The organism is Xanthomonas sp. NCPPB 2632 (assembly GCF_041228075.2).
Lineage (GTDB): Bacteria > Pseudomonadota > Gammaproteobacteria > Xanthomonadales > Rhodanobacteraceae > Luteibacter.
The window spans coordinates 2199450-2218488 of record NZ_CM192979.1; the positions used below are offsets into that span (position 1 = coordinate 2199450).

Here is a 19039-nt window from a genome sequence, read left to right on the forward strand (position 1 = left end):
CTCAGGGGACATCCATCGATGCAAAGGCAGCAGGGGAACTGCCAGATATGCGTGGGACCGGTGCCTCTCGGCAACCTTGGGAGTAAATCTAACCCCCCGCAGATGAATCGGTCATGAGTCGAATTGGATCGATTGAGCACGGTCGATTTCGACCGCCAGCGCATGAACGGCTTGTCCCAGGCCCCCCGCAGGGCTTCGATCTCCTTCGGCCAGGAGATCGAGCACGCGCACCGCAGTGGATACCACCTCGGAGAGGCCCGCGGCCTCGGCGCAACGAACGATGACACGCGCCCGAATGCACGCGCGCTCCACGTCCCCGCCGAGCACGGCGTGGCCCAGCCCCACGGCCTCCTGGGTGAGTACGGCCAGGCGGATCAAGGGCTCGTCGAGCGCTGCCGACGGGCTTTCCGCAAGGGCGGTCACCGCTACGAGGGCGTCCGCCTCGATCCGGCTCACCGGCGCGACATACATCGCGTGCGAAAAACCCATCAGCGGCGACGAGACGGGCGTCTGGGCAAGGGCGCGGCGCAGGATCTGCAGTTCGGAGCGCTGCCGGACCAGCAGGGCGGCCGTACCGGCGACGGCATGCTGGGCGCTGCGGGCGCAACGATGGGCTTCGGCAAGCGCCAGGGCATGTTCCTGGTGGGGCGATGGGCCAACCCCCAGGCCCGCAGGACCATTCAGGCCGACGGAAGCATGCAGGCCGAAAGAACCCTCGTCGTTCATGCCGCCACCATCCCGTCCCTAAGAAGGGCCGACCTTAGTCCATATTCGTCCGGCGCGCGTGATCGTCGGGGGGGCATCGCGAACCCGGCATCCAGGCAGCCCGGGATACCGCCCGTAGACAGCTTGCCCGGGCGCCTCTGTATGATGTCCGCGCGGTGTGACGCATCACACGGAACAGGGGAACGCATTGGAAGACGCACAGATCTGGCTTGGCCTGAACGGCCAGCGTTTCGGGCCGTACGCAATGGACACCGTCCGGCGCTGGCACCGGCAGGGCACGCTCGACAGCGCGGCGCTGTGCTGGCGCGACGGCATGAGCGAGTGGCTGCCGCTGGACACGTTCCTGCGCGAACACCCCGCAGCTGATGTCGCCCAGGCCGAACCGCCCTCGCTTGAGGTTCCGCCGCCCGGCCTGACGCCACGCGCGACCACCGTGGCGGCGACCCCGGCCCGCAACGCCGACCCCACCGCACCGAACCTCCACTGGGGCTGGGTCGCCCTGCTGTCCGTCGTCACGCTGGGCATCTTCGCGCTGGTGTGGATGTTTGTGCAGTCGGTATGGGTGAAGAAGATCGATGCTCGCAGCAACGTCACCGTCTATTTCATCATCGCGCTGCTGTGCGGGTTCGCCGCCGGTGTCATCGGCGACCGCTCGCCGATCGCGTTGCTGCTGCAGGTGGTCGACGTGGTCTTCATCTACATGGGCTATTACTCCATGTCGGCATCGCTGAAGCGCTTCGGCGCCGAGCGCGGCCTGCCCATGGAGATCGGTGGGGTCACGCTGTTCTTCTTCACCACCTGGTACCTGCAGGGGCAGCTTTCGCGCATCGCCCGCTGGCAGCAGACCGGCGTGATCGAGGAGGCGCCCAAGGGCATCTTCTGGGCGATCTACGGTGTGCTCGTGATCCTGCTGGTCCTGGGCATCATCGTGGCGGTGCGGTTGTTCCGCTGAGCCGGGTTGCCATCCATGCCTGGAACATCAGGATCGGCCACAGGTGCGTGTGCCATTTGTTGCAGCCGGACTGGAAGTCGCGCCACAGCGCGGTGACCTTTCCGGCATCGAAAATCCCCTGGCTTTCCAGCGTCACCGGATCGAGATGGAAGCTCGCCCAGTCACGCAGGGGGCCGCGCAACCATCGCGATACCGGGGCGCCGAAGCCCACCTTCGGACGGTAGATGAGCTCGCGCGGCAGGTATTTTTCCAGCACCGCCTTGAGCACGGCCTTGTGTTCGCCGCCGGCGAAGAGGTGGTGGGCCGGGATGCGCCATGCCGCCTGCATCACGCCCGCATCCAGGAAGGGGTGGCGCGCGACGATGCCGTAGGCGGCCGCACAGCGGTCCACCTTGGTCATCAGCCCTTCGGCCAGGTCCATCTTGAGGTCGAGGTACATCACCCGCTGCATCGCGCTGCCGCCGACGAATTGCCGGGCGGGATCGGTGAACACGGTGCGCGGTTCGGTGCTATGGCGCACGACCTGCTCGGGATGACGCCATTTCGATACACGCTGCATGTAGCATTGCTCCAGCGTGGACAGCGACGCCTCCGCGATCACCGCCGGCATGCCACCCAGACGAGAGCGTTCGCCCCGCGCCGAAGTGTACCGCCCGGCGGCACGCCGTAGCGGACCCGGTATGCGTTGCGCCAGGCGCGCGTTGCGCATCGCGCGGCTGTAGGACGAGTGGCCGAAGAACAGCTCGTCGCCACCGTCGCCGGTCAGCACCGCGCCGACCTCGGACGACGCCAGCTGGCAGGCCAGCAAGGACGGAATCTGCGACGAGTCGGCAAAGGGTTCGCAGAACGCCGCGGGCACCTTGCCCAGCAGGTCCAGTACCTGGTGCCCCGCCAGCGTGGCATGCGTGTTGCGCACGCCCAGTGCGGTCACGACCTTGGCCGCCCATGCGCTTTCGTCGTGGCCCGGGTCGTCGAAGCCCACGGTGAATGTGTCCACCGGCGTGGCGCTGTGCGACTGCAGGACGGCGGTGACGATGCTGGAATCCACGCCGCCGGACAGGAAGGTGCCTGCACCGAACGACCGGCGCGCGACGGAATGCTCGATGGCGCGGTGGGTGGCATCGACGCTTTCTTCGAAGGTGAGCTGCCGCCCTTCGTCTTCGGAGCGTCCGATGTGCTGTCGCATATCCCAGTACCGGACCTCGTCGACCTGCGCCAGCGACGCGTGGCCCGGCGCACCAGTCGGCTCGAAGCGTTTCAGCGTGCCCGGCTCGAGCTTGCAGACGTCACGGTAGATGGATAGCGGCGCGGGAACGTAGCCGAAACGCAGATAAGCGCATACCGCATCCGGGGAAATCGTCGCCATGTCGCCCGGGCAGTCGGCGATGGAGCGCAGGCAGGACGAAAAGGTGAACTGTTCCTGGCTGGGCCGGTAGTAGAGGGTTCGCTCGCCGGCGCGATCGCGGAACAGCCACAGGCACCGTTCGTCTTCATCCCACAGGCAGCCCACGCCACCGGCGTCCATGCCCCGCACCGCGTCGACGATGCCGAAGCGGTCCACCGCGTCGCCGAAGTTCTTCAGGCGGCAGCGGTAAGGCACGAGGGCACCTTCGTCAGGGTGCCCGCGCCGCCCGTAGATATCGCCGGAAAGGGTGAACAGGTAACGTCCACTGGGGGAGCGCAGCGTTCCCCCGTCGGCCCGGCGAGACGACGAGAACGACGACAGGGACAGCGACCCGCAACGTGACAGGACCTGCGGTTCCCGTGTCGTCGACGTATCGGCATGCATCCTTGCGAGGATGCCGTCGGCGTCTTGTGCGGACGACCCGTGCGACTTCCAGCATCCCAGCAAGCCAGACATGTAAAACCTTCCCGTTAAGGAGAAGTAACGCCTTCTCCGTGAGCGGGATCACGATATGGCGAAGTCGCTTTCACGCCCCTTACGAAATTGCGGATATCGGCATGGTTCTTGCGATTAATCCGCGAGCAGGCCTGCCGCCGCCAGTTGCGCATAGAGGGAGAGCCGCGGGTCGGGGTCGCGCGCGAGGCTGGCGAGGCGCTGGGCACCGTCGGGCCACGAGCCCATGCCGCGAAGGAGGCCCAGGGTGTCGCCCCACCACAGGTCGTCGTCCTGTTCGATGGCGCGGCTGGTGATGGCCTTTCGTACGAGCCCGAAGGCGCGGTCGCGTAACGCACCCGCAGGCATCGATTCCAGTACCGGCGCCAGTTCGTGCAGCACGGTGCGCGGCATGCGTGCTTCGGCATCGTGGTCGTCGGCCTGGGCGAGCGCCGTCTCGCTGCGGTCCAGCAGCGCCACGACAGCCGCCTCCGTCGCCGCGGCGCTCACGGGCGGGGTGCCGTCCGTGGAAACGAGCGCCTGGCGTACGGCAAAACCCGCCTTGCGCAGTTCGCTGGCGTCACGGTCGTGCGCATCCGGTACGGGAACCGTGGTGTCCGCATCCGGCGTGCCTTCCACCCCGGCCATGAAACGTTGCTCGAGCAGCCAGTGCTCGCCCTTTGTGCTGGATTCGCAACGCGTGGCCGCGAGGTGGTCGGTGACATAGCGGATATAAGCGTCGTTGAGACGCTTCTGCAGCTCGGGCGTGGCGTCCAGCCGTGCGACGACCAGGGGCAGGTCGCCGGCCATGCTCAGCGACGTCAGGGCGAACGCGGCATCGTCGCCGCGGGCACGATCCAGCAGCGCGACGAGGGCCGGTACCATGCGTGGCACGGTGGCTTCGGGCACCCTGGTCAGCGCGTGCAGGGCCGCCGCGGCTTCCGTTTCGCGCCGCGCGGCGGCCACGCGTGCGTCCCATGCCTGTTGTAGCGGCTCGCCCGGGGGCGCGCCTGCGGTGATGGCCTCGAACGCCGGTTGCGGGTCGTCGGCGTAGTGGGCCGTGCAGGTAGTGGCTTCGGGAAGGGGCAGGGCGCGCCACGCATCGGCGAGTGCGGCGCCTTGCAATCCACGCTGGTGCGCGTTGCGCAGCATCAGGTGGGTGGTGTCCAGGCCGGCCGTGAAAGGGCGGTGCAGCGGGTCGGAGGTTTCATCGTTGACATAGGCCAGCGTCGCCAGCCCGGGCAGGCGGCGCTGGGCATGTGCCGCGGCGATTGCCGCGCGGTCGAGCAGGCGGTCGATACGCACGGTGTCGCCACCAGGCAAGGCAGCGGCGAGGCGAAGCAGCACATCGGCTTCGAGGCCGGGGGGCAAGAGATGGGCTCGCGCGGCGAGATCGTCCGTCCACGCGCCCAGGCGATCGGCCGGGATGCCCGCCAGGGGCCGGGTTGGCGAGCCATCCCGGGCCGTCGGGGCCTGTGCCGCGTTTTGTGTCGCTTGCGCGGATGCGGGGCCGGCTTCGGCGGCCGTGGCGGCCGACGGGTGATGGAAGACGAACAGACCCGTGACGATCAGCCCGGACAGCAGTCCGGCAGCCATGAACGAATAGCGCATGAGGGAGCATCCGGTAGGGGGTGGCCGGGAGCACGTGCTCCCGGCCACCGGTGACGCTTACTGGTAGCGCGACGTATCGCGGTGAACCGCCGGGATGACGCTCAGCGGGTCGTCCGTGATGACGTTGGTGGCGCCGGTGAAGACCTGGGCGGCGAAGTTGGGACGGTCGTCCCGCGTCTCGTTGCCGAAGTAGCGCGTGCGGCTCAGGTAGTCGCTCAGCGCCGCGCAGCAGGTACCGTTGCTGCGGACGAAGTGGTACCCGTCATGCATGTTGACGCGGTATTCGATAACGGGCGAGAACGCGCCTATGGCTCGCTTGAGGCCGGCCTCGGCACGCAGTAGGCCGTACGTCGGGTCGCCCGCGACGGGCTGCTTGTTGCCGATCTCGACCCACGAAGCGCCGATACCCTTCGCCTCGTTGACCCACGCGTCCACGCGGCACTGCGCCGATTCAGGCGTGATCGCACCGCACAGCCCGTTGTAATGCGTCGCGATGTTGTCCTCGTCACCCGCGTACACCGTGGGGGCGAAGGCGACGCCCTTGGTCGCGCCGAGCATGGCGTTGGGATTGCCGGCGAACAGCGACGAGCTGAACTTCAGCACGACCTGGTTCTGCATGCCCAACTGCTTGGCCAGGTTGGCCGCCTGATTCACCGCGGTCACGGTCTTGATGTCGAGCACGACCAGCATGTGGTTGGCCTCGGTCTTCACCGTCGCCAACGCGCGCGCCACCGTGACCGGGTGGTACCCGGTCTTGGAGAAGTTGCGGTCACGCAGGAAGGAGCCGAGCAGTTCCTGTGACGTCATGGTGCGGATGTCCGGATCCCAGCCCTTCGGGTTCTGCGCCGGCTGGAAGATATCGAAGTTGGGCAGGTGGAACAGCATGCGGCCGGCGTTCTGGTCGTGGAACAACCAGAGCGTGCCGTCGGCGTCTTCCTTCACGTCCAGCTCGATGGCTTCGACGTTGTGGTTGTACGTGTTCAGGATGGAGCACGACGAGTTTTCGGGACAGCCGTTGTCGACGATGCCGCGATGGGAGATAACTCCGACATCCTTGGTGTTGCCGACGTAGGGATTCTCGAACGCCGCGAGGATGCGGCTGGGATTCCAGTTGTTGGCGGCCATGGCCGTGATGGGGGCGACCAGTGCGGCGACCGAGAGGGCGACGCAAAGGGGGATGGCGGAGCGGCGGAACGATCTGCTGATACGACTCATGTGTGTGTGTCCTCGAAGGCAGAACGAAGACCGTGCATCGGCATGTGCCGGCACGGGTGTATCCATGCGGCAAGGCCGCAGGATGCGTGGCGGCACATCCTGGACGTTTAGCCTGGATCGCGCCGAAAGCCCTTATGCAATCGTTTGCATAGTAGGCCAAAGCGATATGACATCCAAGCGACCGCAGGGTTACCGGGGTAGCGCGCCGAAGCGGAAACTGGACACGGTGATCGCGCCCATGAAATTGCGCTCGTGGTAGATGCGTGTGCCGGAATCGTTGCCGGCGGCACCGACGGCGACCATGAGCGGCAGCAGGTGGTCTTCGCGCGGATGGGCCGCGCGTGCCGCCGGTGCATCCGCCCAGCGCAGCAGTTGCGCATGTCGCGTGGCGGGTGGCGCATCCACCAGGACATCGTTCAACCATCGATCGAACATGGCCGACGCGGTACCGCCCCTGCCGTTCATGAAGCTGCGCAAGTCATGGAAGCTGAGGCCGCTGCCGACGATCAGCACGCCCTCGTCACGCAGCGGCGCAATCAACTCGCCCACGCGGATATGCGTCGCCGGGTCGAAGTCTGCCCGCAGCGACAGTTGAACCACGGGCAGGGTCGCCTCCGGATAGAGCGTGTGCATCAGCGAGAACGTACCGTGGTCGAAGCCACGGTGGGGATCCAGACCCGAAGGCACGCCGCCGTCCGTCAGCAGTCGATACACGCGTTCGGCAAGCGCCGGATCGCCGGGCGCGTCGTAGCGGATGCGGTAGGTGTGCTCGGGAAAGCCGTGGTAGTCGAAGATCATCGGCGGCTGCTTGCCCGAAGAGACTAGGAACCGGCTGGCTTCCCAGTGGCCGGAGACCATCAGGATGGCGCGGGGCGCGTCGCCGAGTTCACGGCGAACGGCATGCAGCGAGGCTTCCAGGGCGTCGTAGGCACCGCGCTGGTCGTCCTTCAGCCACGGCCAGGGGCCACCGCCATGGGAGAGGAAGTAGGTGGGAAGTCGCATGCCGGCCGTCTCGCATCGAAGCTGATCGGGCTATCGTAATCCCACGCATCGCCCGGCGTAGCATTTCCCTTGACGGCGGTTGTGGTGCACTTCGGTCGGCAGCACCGCCAAGACGAGGTATACCAGGATGGAAGCACGCGACTTAGGGAACACGATTACCCTCTACCTGCCCCAGGGCGGTACGGGCGCGGAAGCGTACGCGGTGCTGCAGGAACGCGAGCGGGTGGGCGGGTTCGCCAGCCGCGCGGAGTCCTTGCAGTTCGCCCTGGCGCTCGCCCTGACCCTGCATAGCAGCCGAAAGGTGCCGGTGCGCATGCGGGTGGAGGACGATTCGGGCATCTGGCAGACCACCGATGCGTTGGCACTTGAACCGGATAAGGGATGTTGAGAGGTTAGCCCTACATCGCACCAGCTAGCGCCAAGGGTTGAATAATCCTCCTGATCTGGAACTCCCAGGCGTGCGGCGATGTACACTTGCGACTGGTCAGATACGATCCAGGCACAAGCAGGACTCAGGATAAAGACATGATGTCGCGGAAGCAAACGGCCGATTCAAAGAGAGGACCATGGGCACTGGGTTTCGACTGGTTTTGTTTTTGTGCTGTTCTGCCGATGGCCGTCCCCCTGATCCTCGGCATCTTATTCAATGTTCTGGCAGCGCATAACGACTCCGTGAGGGACTTCATATCCCAGGGAGACTTCCTGCTCGCTACCACTGTTCTCGCCGCCGCAGTAGGTTATGACATATCGGAAGCTCGAGTCTCCGGACGGCCGCTTGTGAACGGCAGATTTGTTTCTATTTCCCTGAGGATACTCTGGGTCGTGGGAATTATCTGCTGCATTTATTATGTTGTGTTGAAAACGGTTCGACAGTTCGCTCCTACTCTTGTGCTGCCGGATAAGCTTGTCTACTTCGGCATCGGCGTTTATGTATGTACTGCTGTTCTTTCCATGGCTATCAAGTCATCGCTGTACGATCAGGGATTGACCGATGAATGACGTTTTCATTTTCCTCCTCGGGCCAGGGCTCGATATCGCATTTCTTTTTTTCATCGCCCTTGGCTTGCTTGGCCTGGGTCGGTTGGCCTATGGAATGTGGCTCGCAGTCAAGGATTCATCCATTGACGATGGACGGCAACGCTCCTACAGCAGGTTCGATCGCGAACAAAGGGCTCTTCGCATGAAAGTGCGATCCATCAACACGGCGCACACCGACTCGCGAAAGTTCGGCTCGAGTTCTCGCGTTATCGTTGAGTTGGAACGCAAGTCACCCAATCCTGCAAAACGGTTGCGCATGTATGCGCGGGCGGAGCGGGTCGAAGCGATCGAAGCCATCGACATGGATAGTATCGAGGCAACGTATTTGATTCTCTCCCAGATCCAGAACGTTTCTGCGAGCGGCGAAAACATGACAGCGTCGTACATGTCGTCCCTGCTGAAGCGTTCCAGGAGTATGGAAAGTGGTATGGGCGCCATTAGCAACATGATGCCAAGAGTTTCTCAGATCAGCCAAGGACACTCAGGAGTGCATGACTATGCGTGACGACCCGATTATGGATATCCTCGCCAAGTCGCCTGCATTGATTCCGGGGGGTATGACCCTCGTTGGCCAACAGATATCGCAGATTGCATCGCAAGAGCTGGTCCGGATACTGCAAGGACGACTCAACGATCTGGTGAAACACAACGATTTCAAGCCGGGTGATGTGGTCAAGTGGAAAGCAGGGCTGAAACATCTGACCTATCCGGCCTATGGCAAGCCAGGCATCGTCGTCGAGGTGCTCAGCCAACCCTACGAGAATACATTCGTCGGCCCCGAGTCTCCGTATTTTGGTGAAATCCTCGATCTGCGCATCGGTGTTTTGGCCGATGACGGCGGTTTCTATGTGTATGTCGTACCGGCGAACCGGTTCGAGAAATTCTAGCGGTCGACTATCTGCCTCCGCGTGATCTTGATACGGCGGTGTTGCCTTTGTTCGCCCCGCTGACCCAGAGCATGCCGTATGGCGGCAGATCCGCACTGTTTTTTCCGTGCAGGACATGCTCGGTCGCGCCCATCGTCTTCGTCAGCTGTTGTGTGGGAACACGCGACCCGCTGAAGTTGAATACCGCCCAGGCATCCGGGCCGCGCTGCAAGGCGAGTACGGCCGGATGGCCGCTCTCGACTACCGTCACCGTAGCCAGCGGGTCCAGGCGTGGATCGGCGCGTGCATCGAGGAGGGCGCGTAGCGCGGCGAAGCTGGAAGCCGGTAGTCCTTCACCGATCTCCATGTCTCGCAGGCGCGTGTCGTCGAAGCGGGGACGTTCGGTCCATCGGCTGTCGGCCACGATGGCGGCGACGTCGCGCGCATCGTCGTTGTTGCCCTGGGCCAGTTCGTCGCCCATGAAGATCATCGGTACGGCGCCCACCCAGCAGGCCAGGCCGTAGAGCAACTGGAACCGGGCCAGTGCCAGGCGCTGCGCCGCGGGATCGTTGCCGGGCAGGCCCACCAGCGCGGCGGTCATGCCGTTGGTGCCGTGCAGGGTGCGTTCGCGCCCGCGCTGGAACGCGACGCCCCGTGCATAGCTACCCGGCACGCACCCTTCGAGGAAATCCGCGACGAAGCCGATGCGCTCGCGAAAGCGCCGGCCACCGGCCGCCACGTCCTGCTTCAGCACGCTCCACACGATGTCGTCGTGGCAGCGCACATAGGTCATCCAGCCGGTGCCGGGCGGCGGTGGCGGGGTGGCCTTCATGACCGTTTCCACCATGTCCGCGCGTTGTTCCACCAGCGCCGTCCACGCGGCGGCCATGAGGCCACTGTGGTACGCCAGGTGACATTCGGGATGCTGCGCGTCGCCCAGGTAACGCGACACGTCGGCTGGCGGCATCACCGCCTCGGCCTTCAGCAGCACGCCCGGCGCGACCAGTTCGATCACCGCGCGCAAGGCCTGCAGGATGACGTGCACCTCCGGCTGGTTGGTGCACGAGGTGCCGGCGCGTTTCCACAGGAACGGCGCGGAGTCCAGGCGAAACACGTCGATGCCGCGGTTGGCCAGGCCCAGCATGGTCTCCGCCATCGCGGCGAACACGGGAAAATGGGCGTAGTTGAGGTCCCACTGGTAGGGATAGAACGTGGTCCAGACCCATCCACCCATGGCGGGGACGTGGGTGAAATTGCCCGGCGCGGCCTCGGGGAATACCTGGTCCAGTCCCATCTCGTACGCGTCGCATGCCTGCCGGTCGGGCAGGGTGTGGAACCAGGCCTGGTAACGCGCGTCGCCCGCGGCGGCGGCGCGTGCCCATGCATGATCGTCGGCGACATGGTTCAACACCAGGTCCGAGCACAGCATGATGCCGGCGGCGTGCAGGTCGGCGCACAGCGCTTCCAGGTCGGCCATCGTGCCCAACCGGGGTTCGATCTCGTCGAACGCACGCACGGCAAAGCCGCCGTCGTTCTCGCCATGGCGACCACGGAGGAACGGCAGCAGGTGCAGGTAGCTCACGCCCAGTTTTTGCAGGTGCGGTATGCGCGAGCGCACCCCCTCCAGATCCCCGGCGAAGCGGTCCACATAGGCCATGTATGCAACGGGCCGTTCCCCGAGGAACCCGTCGGGCCGTCGTGAGCGTTCGTCGTCCCGTGCGCGAAGGGCGGCGGGCCGCGCGTGGGCTAGGTGCCCCAGGCGATCGCAAAATTCCGCGAAGCGATCGGCAAAGCCCTCGCGTTTGCCGTACAGCGTTTCCAGCAGCCGATGCAACCGGCCGATCGTCTCGCCGCCTGGCTGGCGGTCTTGTCCGGCGGTACTGCCCAGCGCTTCGTAGAACGCATCCGCACCGGCGTCCGCGGCGTCGCACAACATGCTCATCGTCACTCCGTGGGCATCGGACGCCTGTCGATTCAGGCGCCCGTCGTGCCGTAGCCCCCGATCGTGCCGCGATGTGCAACCGATTGCAAGGTCAAGGCAAGCACTTGTTCCCGTGCAAGGAAACTCGTTAGGCTCTGAGCCGTTCCGAGGGGTGTCCTGCGATGGCAGGGCTGAGATGGCAGCGGCCGGACCCTTCGAACCTGATCCGGGTCATGCCGGCGAAGGGACGGGAATGCCAAGCACGCCATGGGGCGTGCACCCCTGTTTATCGTCGCCCCGGGTCTCCCATCCTCCAGGAGAAGAGATCCATGCTTTCGAACACGCCTGCTCACGCGGATGCCCCCGCAACCGTGACCACCGGCCCGATACGCGGCTCGCGCAAGGTCTACCTTTCCCCGCCCGGTCATCCCCACCTGCGCGTTCCCTTTCGCCAGGTCACGCTGAGCGACCCCCGCGAAGCGCCGCTCAACCTGTATGACGCCTCGGGCCCCTACACCGATGCCGAGGCCGGCATCGATCTCGCTCGCGGCTTGCCGCCCGTGCGTGAAGCCTGGCTGGCGACCCGTGACCTCGTCCGCATCGAGGGTCGCGACGTCAGGCCCGAAGACAACGGCAACCTGAGCGCGGAGGCCGTGGTGCCGGCCTGTCCCGCGCCGGTCGCCTTGCGTCGTGGCCTCCCCGGACGCCTGGTGACGCAATACGAATTCGCCCGGGCCGGCATCGTTACCGAAGAGATGGTGTACGCGGCGTTCCGCGAAAACCTCGGCCGGGAACAGGCCTTGAGCGATGCCACGGAGCGGCTGGCGGACGGCGAGAGCTTCGGTGCCGAGATTCCCGATGTGGTCACCCCCGAGTTCGTTCGCGACGAGATCGCGCGCGGGCGGGCGATCCTGCCCGCCAACGTCAACCATCCGGAACTCGAGCCCATGGTCATCGGGCGCAACTTTCTGGTGAAGGTCAACGCCAACATCGGCAATTCCGCGGTCAGCTCCGGCGTGGCCGAGGAAGTCGAGAAGCTGGTGTGGTCCACGCGCTGGGGCGCCGACACGGTCATGGATCTTTCCACCGGGCGCAACATCCACAACATCCGCTCGTGGATCATGCGCAACGCGCCGGTGCCCATCGGCACCGTGCCGATCTACCAGGCCCTGGAGAAGGTGGGCGGCGATCCGTTGAAGCTCACCTGGGAGGTGTTCCGCGACACGCTGATCGAGCAGGCGGAGCAGGGCGTGGATTACTTCACCATCCACGCGGGCGTGCGCCTGGCGCATGTACCGCTGGCGGCGCGACGCGTCACGGGTATCGTCAGCCGCGGCGGCTCGATCATGGCGCGCTGGTGCCTGGCGGGACATCGCGAGAGTTTCCTCTACGAGAAATTCGAGGAGATCTGCGAGATTTGCCGGCAGTACGACGTGTCGTTGTCGCTGGGCGACGGCCTGCGTCCGGGATCCATCGCCGATGCGAACGATGCGGCGCAGTTTGCCGAGCTGGAAACGCTGGGCGAACTGACCCGCATCGCGTGGGACCACGGCTGCCAGGTGATGATCGAAGGGCCGGGCCATGTACCGATGCACAAGATCAAGGTGAACATGGACAAGCAGCTGGCGCTGTGCGGGGAAGCGCCGTTCTACACGCTGGGGCCGTTGACCACGGATGTGGCGCCCGGTTACGACCACATCACCTCGGGTATCGGCGCGGCGATGATCGGCTGGTTCGGCACGGCCATGCTTTGCTACGTTACGCCGAAGGAACACCTCGGGCTGCCCGATCGCGATGATGTCAAGGTGGGCGTCATCACCTACCGCATCGCGGCTCACGCCGCGGACCTGGCCAAGGGCCATCCGGCCGCGAAGCTGCGTGACGATGCGCTGTCGCGCGCGCGCTTCGATTTCCGCTGGGAAGACCAGTTCAACCTGGCGCTTGACCCGGACACCGCGCGTGCCTACCACGATGCCACGCTGCCCAAGGACGCGCACAAGGTGGCGCATTTCTGTTCGATGTGCGGGCCGAAGTTCTGCTCGATGAAGATCTCGCAGGACCTGCGTCGCGAAGCGGAAGCCATGGAGGGCATGGCACAGAAGTCGGAGGAATTCCTGGCCGGCGGGGGCGCCTTGTATGTCCCGGCCGCTTGAGGGCAGGGAGGTTGCGGTGATCGGCGCGGGCGTGGCCGGACTGACGGCGTCCCTGGCGCTGGCCGAGCGTGGTGCGAGGGTGGTGCTGTACGAGCGCTCGGCAACGTTGGGCGCGCAAGCCTGTTCCTGGATGGCGGGTGGCATGCTGGCGCCGTATTGCGAGCGAGACGGCAGCGAGCCGCGCGTGAGCGAGCGCGGCATGGCGTCGCTGGACTGGTGGCCACGGCATGTGCCGGGGGTGACGTGCGGCGGTTCGCTGGTGGTGGCGGCTGCGCGTGATCGTCCGGACCTCGTGCGTTTCGCCGCGCGCACCGAACATCACGAGGCGCTGGATGCCGACGGTCTTGCCGCGCTGGAACCCGATCTGGCCGGCCGCTTCGGACAGGCCTTGTGGTTTGCCGATGAAGCCCATCTCGATCCGCGACACGCCCTGGAGGCACTGGCCCTTGCCTTGCGCCACCTCGGTGGTCGCCTCGAACTGGATGCCGACGTGCGTTGCGACGACTTCGCCGACCGGCCGGTGATCGACTGCCGTGGGCTGGGTGCGCGCGACGCGCTGCCCAGCCTGCGTGCCGTGCGCGGCGAGATGATCCTGCTGCGTAGCAGGGATATCCGCTTGCAGCGTCCGGTGCGTCTGCTGCATCCACGCACGCCGGTGTATGTGATTCCCCGTGCGGATGGCCTGCTGATGCTCGGTGCCACCTCGATCGAGAGCGAGCACGCGGGACCGGTGATCGTGCGTTCCGCGGTGGAACTGCTCAACGCCGCTTACCTGTTGCATCCGGCCCTGGCCGATGCCGAGATCGTCGAACTCGGCGTCGGCCTTCGTCCGGCCTTTCCCGACAACCTGCCGGCCGTGGTGCGCGATGGCCACGTGCTGCGTTTCAACGGTCTTTACCGGCACGGCTTCCTGCTGGCTCCGTGGTATGCGGAGCACCTGGCGGATGGCCTGGCCGATCATTATGCGGAGGCGGCATGAGCATCATGGTCAATGGGGAAACACAGGACGATGCCGCCGACCTGCTCGCGCTGCTCGCGCGGATGGGACTGCGCGAGGCGGTCGTCGCCACGGCGTTGAACGGCACGTTCGTGCCGGTGGCGCAGCGCGGCTCCACGCTGTTACGCGCGGGGGACCACGTCGAGGTTCTTGCGCCGATGCAGGGAGGCTGAGCATGGATACCCTTGCGCTCTACGGGCATGAACTGCACTCGCGACTGCTGCTGGGCACGGCCCAGTACCCGTCGCCCGCGTGCCTGGCCGGCGCCGTGCGTGCCGCCGGTAGCGAGATCGTTACCGTGTCGCTGCGCCGCGAATCGGCCAGCGCGCAGAGTGGGCAGCAGTTCTGGCAGCTGGTGCGCGAACTCGGCTGCCGGGTGCTGCCGAACACGGCAGGCTGCCATTCGGTGAAAGAGGCGGTTACCACGGCGCGCATGGCGCGTGAGCTGTTCGACACGCCGTGGATCAAGCTGGAGGTGATCGGCGACAGCGACACGCTGCGCCCCGATGTCTTCGGCCTCGTGGAAGCCGCGCGCATCCTCGCCGCCGAAGGCTTCGAGGTCTTCCCGTATACCACCGACGATCTGGGCGTGGCCGAGCGCCTGCTCGATGCCGGATGCCGCGTGCTGATGCCGTGGGCGGCGCCGATCGGCAGCGGGCGTGGCCTCAGCCACCCCTACGCCCTGCGCACCCTGCGCAGCTACTACCCCGGCGTGCCCCTGATCGTCGATGCCGGCATCGGGCTGCCGTCGCAGGCGGCCGCCGCCATGGAGATGGGCTACGACGCGGTGCTGCTCAACACGGCCGTGGCGAAGGCCGGCGATCCCGTGGGCATGGCCGGCGCCTTCGCACACGCGATAACGGCCGGCCGCGCGGCCTGGCGCGCCGGACCCATGGAAGCGCGTGACATGGCGGTACCCTCCACCCCCGTTCTGGGGATGGCGCAGTGGGGTTGAGGGTTTTGCTTCCCGTCAGGTGGCTCACCGTGCAAGGCAATGCGCCACGACCCAACTCGCCGGTTTGATCTCTCCGTGCGGCCCGAACACCAGCGGCCGTTGGGCCGCCGGGCCCGTGGACGGGGTGGCGCCGGTGCGGTGCGCGGTGTCCCACACGCCCCAGGTCAGCACGGCCGACACGGCGCCGGTGCCGAGCACCAGGTCGAGATAGCGCTTGTACGTACCGGCCACGATGGCATCGCGCTCGGTGAGGGTACCGGTGACGTGGCTGTCGTCCACGTCCAGTTCGGTGACGTAGACGCGAAGACCCAGGTCGCGTACCTGTCGCAGGAAAGCGGCTAGTCCCGGGCCGAAGCTTTGCGCATCCGCGGCACGCAGGTGGGACTGGATACCCAGCGCATGGACCGGCACGTCACGTCGCTTCATTTCCCGTAGCAGGCCGAGTACGGCACCACGCTTGCGTACGCCGGACGGGGAATCGCTTTCCAGTCCGTAATCGTTGTAGCAGAGCACGGCGTCCGGATCGGCGCGATGCGCGGCCCTGAAGGCCACGTCGAGGTAGCCCGGACCGAGCATCCGGTACCAGAACGCGTTGCGCAAACCGCCGGGCTTTCCGTCATCGACCTGGATCGCCTCGTTGACGACATCCCACGACACGATCCTGCCCCGGTAGCGACCGACCACGGCGGCGATGTGTTGCGTCAACACGCTTTCCGCGTTGGCGGGCGTGACGCTACGCTCGACCCAGTCGGGCAAGGCGCGATGCCAGCACAACGTGTGGCCGCGCATGCTTTGACGGTGGGTGGCGGCGAACGTGGCGATGCGGTCGGCCGGTGCGAAGTCGTAGCGGTCCTGCGCGGGATGCACCTCGGCCCATTTCAACGCGTTTTCCGTGACCACGATGCCGGCTTGTCGCGCTACGACGTCCTGGTATGCGCTGTCGCTCGCGAGCAAGGCAGGGTCCACCGCGAAGCCGAACGACAGCCCGTGCTCCGCGGCCACGGTGCGCAACGGACGGAAAGCGTCGTCCGCTACGGCGGGACCCACACGCAGCAGCGGCGCGATTGCCAGGGCCCGCAGCGCGGTGGTCATGAAGCGGCGGCGATCAAGCGGCGTCATGCGTGGGCTCCGGTGGTATGGCAGTAACGCGCACACGCGTCGTCACGATCCCGGCACAGGCCAGCGCAAGCACGCCGGCGATGAGGAACGACACGCCCGGAAACCGGTGGTCGATGCCCCAGGCCAGCACCTGCGTCAGCAGCAACGGGCCGACGATCTCCGTCACGCTGCCCATGGCACCCAGCCCGCCCTGGAGCTGCCCTTGCCGCGTCGCATCGACCATGCCCGACAGCATGGCCTGCATCGCGGCCATCGCCAGTCCGGACAGCGCGCTGGTGCAAAACAGTACGTAAACCTGCCAGCTGGCCGTGACCACCGAAAACGCCAGGAACGACAGGCCGCCGGCTACCACGCCGATCAGTACCGCCTTGCGCTCGCCGAAGCGTTCGATCGCCGGCCCGGTCAACCCGCCTTGCACGATGGTGGCCGTCAGGCCGACGAAGGCCAGGCTCCACCCAATGGCCGTGGCATCCCAGCCGAAGCGTGCCGTCGCCCAGAAGCTCCACGTGGCCGGGTAGACCATCTGCGCCAGTTGCCAGAGGAAGACGGCCACCAGCAGGGGTGCCGCATGGCCGGCATGGAAGAGCGGCCTGAATGCGCCGATGACATGGGCGTCGCGCAGGCGGAAAGGACGGCGATGCTCGCGGGCCAGCGTTTCCGGCATGGCCACGAGCATGACCAGCGCGTTGACCAGTGCCAGCGCGGCGGCGGCATAGAAGGGCGCGCGCGGTCCCCATACCGAGAGCAATCCCCCGATCGCCGGGCCGATGATGAAACCCAGCCCGAACATGGCGCCGATGAGCGCGAACGCACCGCCACGCTTTTCCGCCGGCATCACGTCCGCGACCACCGATCCTGCCGGACCGTACACCGCGCCTGCCGCGCCGGCGATCACGCGCCCCAGGAAAAGCCACGCGATGCTCGGCGCCAGCGCCATCACCGCATAGTCGATACCGAAGCTCAGCATCGAGGCGATCAGCACCGGTCGCCGTCCGAACCGGTCCGACAGGTTTCCCAATATGGGACCGGCGATGAACTGCGCTCCCGCGTAGGCAACCAGCATGTAGCCGGCCAGTCGCGTCGCGTGCTCGATATCCGTGTGGCCGAGGCTCGTGAGCAGGGCAGGGAACACCGGGATGACGATGCCGAAGCCGATCGTGTCGATCAGCACCGCCGCCAGGACCATTCCTATCGCCTTGTTCTCGATGCGCATGCGGTCTTCCGGTAACGGTGCGGGTCGATCAGCGCTGAACGGAGCACGTGGCGCCGGCGGTCGCGGGAGCCGGACCGAAGGACGCGGCGGAGCAGTCGACCACCTGCCCGACGCCCACCTCGCGGTAGTGCCACAACCCCCTGGCCCCATACGCTACCAGACCCGTCCCCTCGGCGACGTGGCAGACCGCGCCCTCCGAGGCGCAGGCGGCAAAGCCCAGCGGTACGTCACCCGTGCCCCTCGGCGCCATCTTGCGCGTGAGATCCTGGGAGAACATCAAGGTGCCGAATCCGTTGTTGTCGGCATTGGGCGTGCGCCCCTCCGGGCGAAGCTTGAGCGCGGCCTTCTGCGTGTACGGTGCGGCCACGTCGCTTCGGTGGAGGTAATGATTGGCCACCATCTCGTACACGGGGCGCAGGTCGCCCCGGTCGATGTTGGAGATCGTGTCGTGGCGGTATTTGCCGGTGGTATCCACCATCGGGGTGAAGATCACCTCGTTGAAGAGGTTGTACGACGCGACGTATTCGAAGCCGGCGAGCAGTCGGTTCCCGTGCGCGGCATACAGGTCGAAGCCCTGGGCCCAGGCCACTTCGGCCACCTCGGCGAGATTGCCGATGCCCAGCTGGGTATGCGTCTGGTCACGCCCGCTCTCCTGGGCCTCGCCCTTGGTGTCGATGACGTAATGCGTCAGCGATCCGTTGGACGGTCCGTTGTAGTAATAGTCCAGCGCGCGGTTGAACATCGGCCAGTCGTTCGTATACACGCCGATGGCCATCATGGTCTTCATGCAACTCGAATCCCAGTTGCCGTTGGCATAGGGAGCGAAGTTGCCGATGACCGGATAGAAGACGCGGCGGAACATGTCTTCCGACGCCTTGACGTCGGCGGCCGACCAGTGGGCGTCGCTGTGGCGAATCAGTTCCGCGGCGGCAACGAACTTGAAACCGTCCAGGCCGGCCGCCAGCGGCGCATCGGCACCCTCGATCGAGACCAGGTTGCCGGACCACGCGTTCAGGATGTTGATGGCGTTGGTGGCGTAGCGCGGATCGTCGCTGAGCACCCACATCACTGCTTGCTGATAGGCCGCATTGGCATCGTCGTCGAACTCGATCATGCACATCGCCTTCGCCGGCACGTCGCGCACCACATGTGGACAATGGCCGCCCCGCGCACGGTAGGTCGGCGACGAAAGCCTGTCGTCGCGCAACACCGCATAGCCGCTGGCCCACGGCTCCTGCGAAAGATGCGATTTGATCCGCGCGATGTCGCTCGCGGTGTGCATGACACCCGGGTGGACGAAGGTAGCTGCGGCCTGGGCCTGGGCCTGCGCGGTGCCGGCGGCGCAGGCCAGCAACACGGCGGTCAGCGAGGCGAGGTATCGCGGGGCGTCGCTAGGGAAACCGTTGGAACGGTGGCGAGTCATGATCTATCCGA

At 66.1% G+C, this 19039-nt stretch carries 18 protein-coding genes and 1 riboswitch; of the genes, 9 read left to right on the forward strand and 9 right to left on the reverse strand.

The features are described 5' to 3' along the window. Positions 1 to 111: 111 nt before the first annotated feature. A complete protein-coding gene (locus AB8808_RS09810; protein ID WP_369928909.1) occupies positions 112 to 726 on the reverse strand; it encodes a hypothetical protein in 615 nt (204 codons plus the stop codon). 187 nt (positions 727 to 913) lie between these two features. Here AB8808_RS09810 and AB8808_RS09815 point away from each other — a divergent pair, with 187 nt between their 5' ends. Further along, positions 914 to 1678 (forward strand): DUF4339 domain-containing protein, encoded by a 765-nt coding sequence (locus AB8808_RS09815; RefSeq protein ID WP_369928911.1) that lies wholly within the window; start codon positions 914 to 916, stop codon positions 1676 to 1678. Here AB8808_RS09815 and AB8808_RS09820 read toward each other — a convergent pair. From AB8808_RS09820 to AB8808_RS09835, 4 genes are all read right to left on the reverse strand, one after another. Next, complete coding sequence (locus tag AB8808_RS09820) at positions 1650 to 3539, reverse strand: asparagine synthetase B family protein (protein WP_369928913.1); 1890 nt, start codon at positions 3537 to 3539, stop codon at positions 1650 to 1652. The two genes, AB8808_RS09815 and AB8808_RS09820, sit on opposite strands and share 29 nt — an antisense overlap. Before the next feature lie 114 nt (positions 3540 to 3653). Beyond that, the gene (locus AB8808_RS09825; RefSeq protein ID WP_369928915.1) at positions 3654 to 5126 is read right to left on the reverse strand and encodes a hypothetical protein; all 1473 of its coding nucleotides are present in this window, start codon (positions 5124 to 5126) and stop codon (positions 3654 to 3656) included. A 57-nt stretch (positions 5127 to 5183) separates the two neighbouring features. Beyond that, positions 5184 to 6341: a glycerophosphodiester phosphodiesterase family protein gene (locus AB8808_RS09830; protein WP_369928917.1), complete on the reverse strand. Its 1158-nt coding sequence runs from the start codon at positions 6339 to 6341 to the stop codon at positions 5184 to 5186. Positions 6342 to 6530: 189 nt separating this feature from the next. Beyond that, entirely contained in the window at positions 6531 to 7343 is an 813-nt protein-coding gene (locus tag AB8808_RS09835; RefSeq protein WP_369928919.1) for a DODA-type extradiol aromatic ring-opening family dioxygenase, read from the reverse strand. A 127-nt stretch (positions 7344 to 7470) separates the two neighbouring features. Here AB8808_RS09835 and AB8808_RS09840 point away from each other — a divergent pair, with 127 nt between their 5' ends. From AB8808_RS09840 to AB8808_RS09855, 4 genes are all read left to right on the forward strand, one after another. After that, positions 7471 to 7731, forward strand: coding sequence for a hypothetical protein (locus AB8808_RS09840; protein WP_369928921.1), 261 nt, complete (start codon positions 7471 to 7473; stop codon positions 7729 to 7731). Between the two features lie 137 nt (positions 7732 to 7868). Further along, positions 7869 to 8342 (forward strand): hypothetical protein, encoded by a 474-nt coding sequence (locus AB8808_RS09845; RefSeq protein WP_369928923.1) that lies wholly within the window; start codon positions 7869 to 7871, stop codon positions 8340 to 8342. After that, the gene (locus tag AB8808_RS09850; RefSeq protein ID WP_369928924.1) at positions 8335 to 8886 is read left to right on the forward strand and encodes a hypothetical protein; all 552 of its coding nucleotides are present in this window, start codon (positions 8335 to 8337) and stop codon (positions 8884 to 8886) included. The genes AB8808_RS09845 and AB8808_RS09850 overlap by 8 nt, the downstream gene beginning before the upstream one ends. Continuing rightward, positions 8879 to 9268 carry a hypothetical protein gene (locus tag AB8808_RS09855; RefSeq protein WP_369928926.1) on the forward strand — a complete coding sequence of 130 codons (390 nt, stop codon included), beginning with the start codon at positions 8879 to 8881 and terminating at the stop codon, positions 9266 to 9268. Before AB8808_RS09850 ends, AB8808_RS09855 begins: the two co-directional genes overlap by 8 nt. 7 nt (positions 9269 to 9275) lie before the next feature. On the opposite strand, the gene AB8808_RS09860 is transcribed toward AB8808_RS09855, so the two are convergent. After that, entirely contained in the window at positions 9276 to 11189 is a 1914-nt protein-coding gene (locus AB8808_RS09860) for an alpha-amylase family glycosyl hydrolase (RefSeq protein ID WP_369928928.1), read from the reverse strand. A gap of 137 nt (positions 11190 to 11326) precedes the next feature. Beyond that, positions 11327 to 11433: riboswitch (TPP riboswitch) on the forward strand. Positions 11434 to 11497: 64 nt separating this feature from the next. On the opposite strand from AB8808_RS09860, the gene thiC reads away from it, so the two are divergent. The 4 genes from thiC to AB8808_RS09880 are packed head-to-tail and all read left to right on the forward strand — an operon-like array spanning position 11498 to position 15273. Further along, the gene (thiC, locus tag AB8808_RS09865; RefSeq protein WP_369928930.1) at positions 11498 to 13321 is read left to right on the forward strand and encodes a phosphomethylpyrimidine synthase ThiC; all 1824 of its coding nucleotides are present in this window, start codon (positions 11498 to 11500) and stop codon (positions 13319 to 13321) included. Then, the gene (locus AB8808_RS09870; RefSeq protein ID WP_369928932.1) at positions 13305 to 14300 is read left to right on the forward strand and encodes an FAD-dependent oxidoreductase; all 996 of its coding nucleotides are present in this window, start codon (positions 13305 to 13307) and stop codon (positions 14298 to 14300) included. The genes thiC and AB8808_RS09870 overlap by 17 nt, the downstream gene beginning before the upstream one ends. After that, positions 14297 to 14491: a sulfur carrier protein ThiS gene (thiS, locus tag AB8808_RS09875; protein WP_369928934.1), complete on the forward strand. Its 195-nt coding sequence runs from the start codon at positions 14297 to 14299 to the stop codon at positions 14489 to 14491. The genes AB8808_RS09870 and thiS overlap by 4 nt, the downstream gene beginning before the upstream one ends. A gap of 2 nt (positions 14492 to 14493) precedes the next feature. After that, a complete protein-coding gene (locus AB8808_RS09880; protein WP_369928936.1) occupies positions 14494 to 15273 on the forward strand; it encodes a thiazole synthase in 780 nt (259 codons plus the stop codon). A 24-nt stretch (positions 15274 to 15297) separates the two neighbouring features. On the opposite strand, the gene AB8808_RS09885 is transcribed toward AB8808_RS09880, so the two are convergent. Genes AB8808_RS09885 through AB8808_RS09895 form a run of 3 tightly spaced genes read right to left on the reverse strand, consistent with a single transcriptional unit; the run spans position 15298 to position 19028 of the window. After that, positions 15298 to 16392 (reverse strand): endo-1,4-beta-xylanase, encoded by a 1095-nt coding sequence (locus tag AB8808_RS09885; RefSeq protein ID WP_369928938.1) that lies wholly within the window; start codon positions 16390 to 16392, stop codon positions 15298 to 15300. Next, positions 16379 to 17605: an MFS transporter gene (locus AB8808_RS09890; protein ID WP_369928940.1), complete on the reverse strand. Its 1227-nt coding sequence runs from the start codon at positions 17603 to 17605 to the stop codon at positions 16379 to 16381. Before AB8808_RS09890 ends, AB8808_RS09885 begins: the two co-directional genes overlap by 14 nt. Before the next feature lie 28 nt (positions 17606 to 17633). Next, entirely contained in the window at positions 17634 to 19028 is a 1395-nt protein-coding gene (locus tag AB8808_RS09895) for an alginate lyase family protein (protein WP_369928942.1), read from the reverse strand. Between the last annotated feature and the right edge of the window lie 11 nt (positions 19029 to 19039).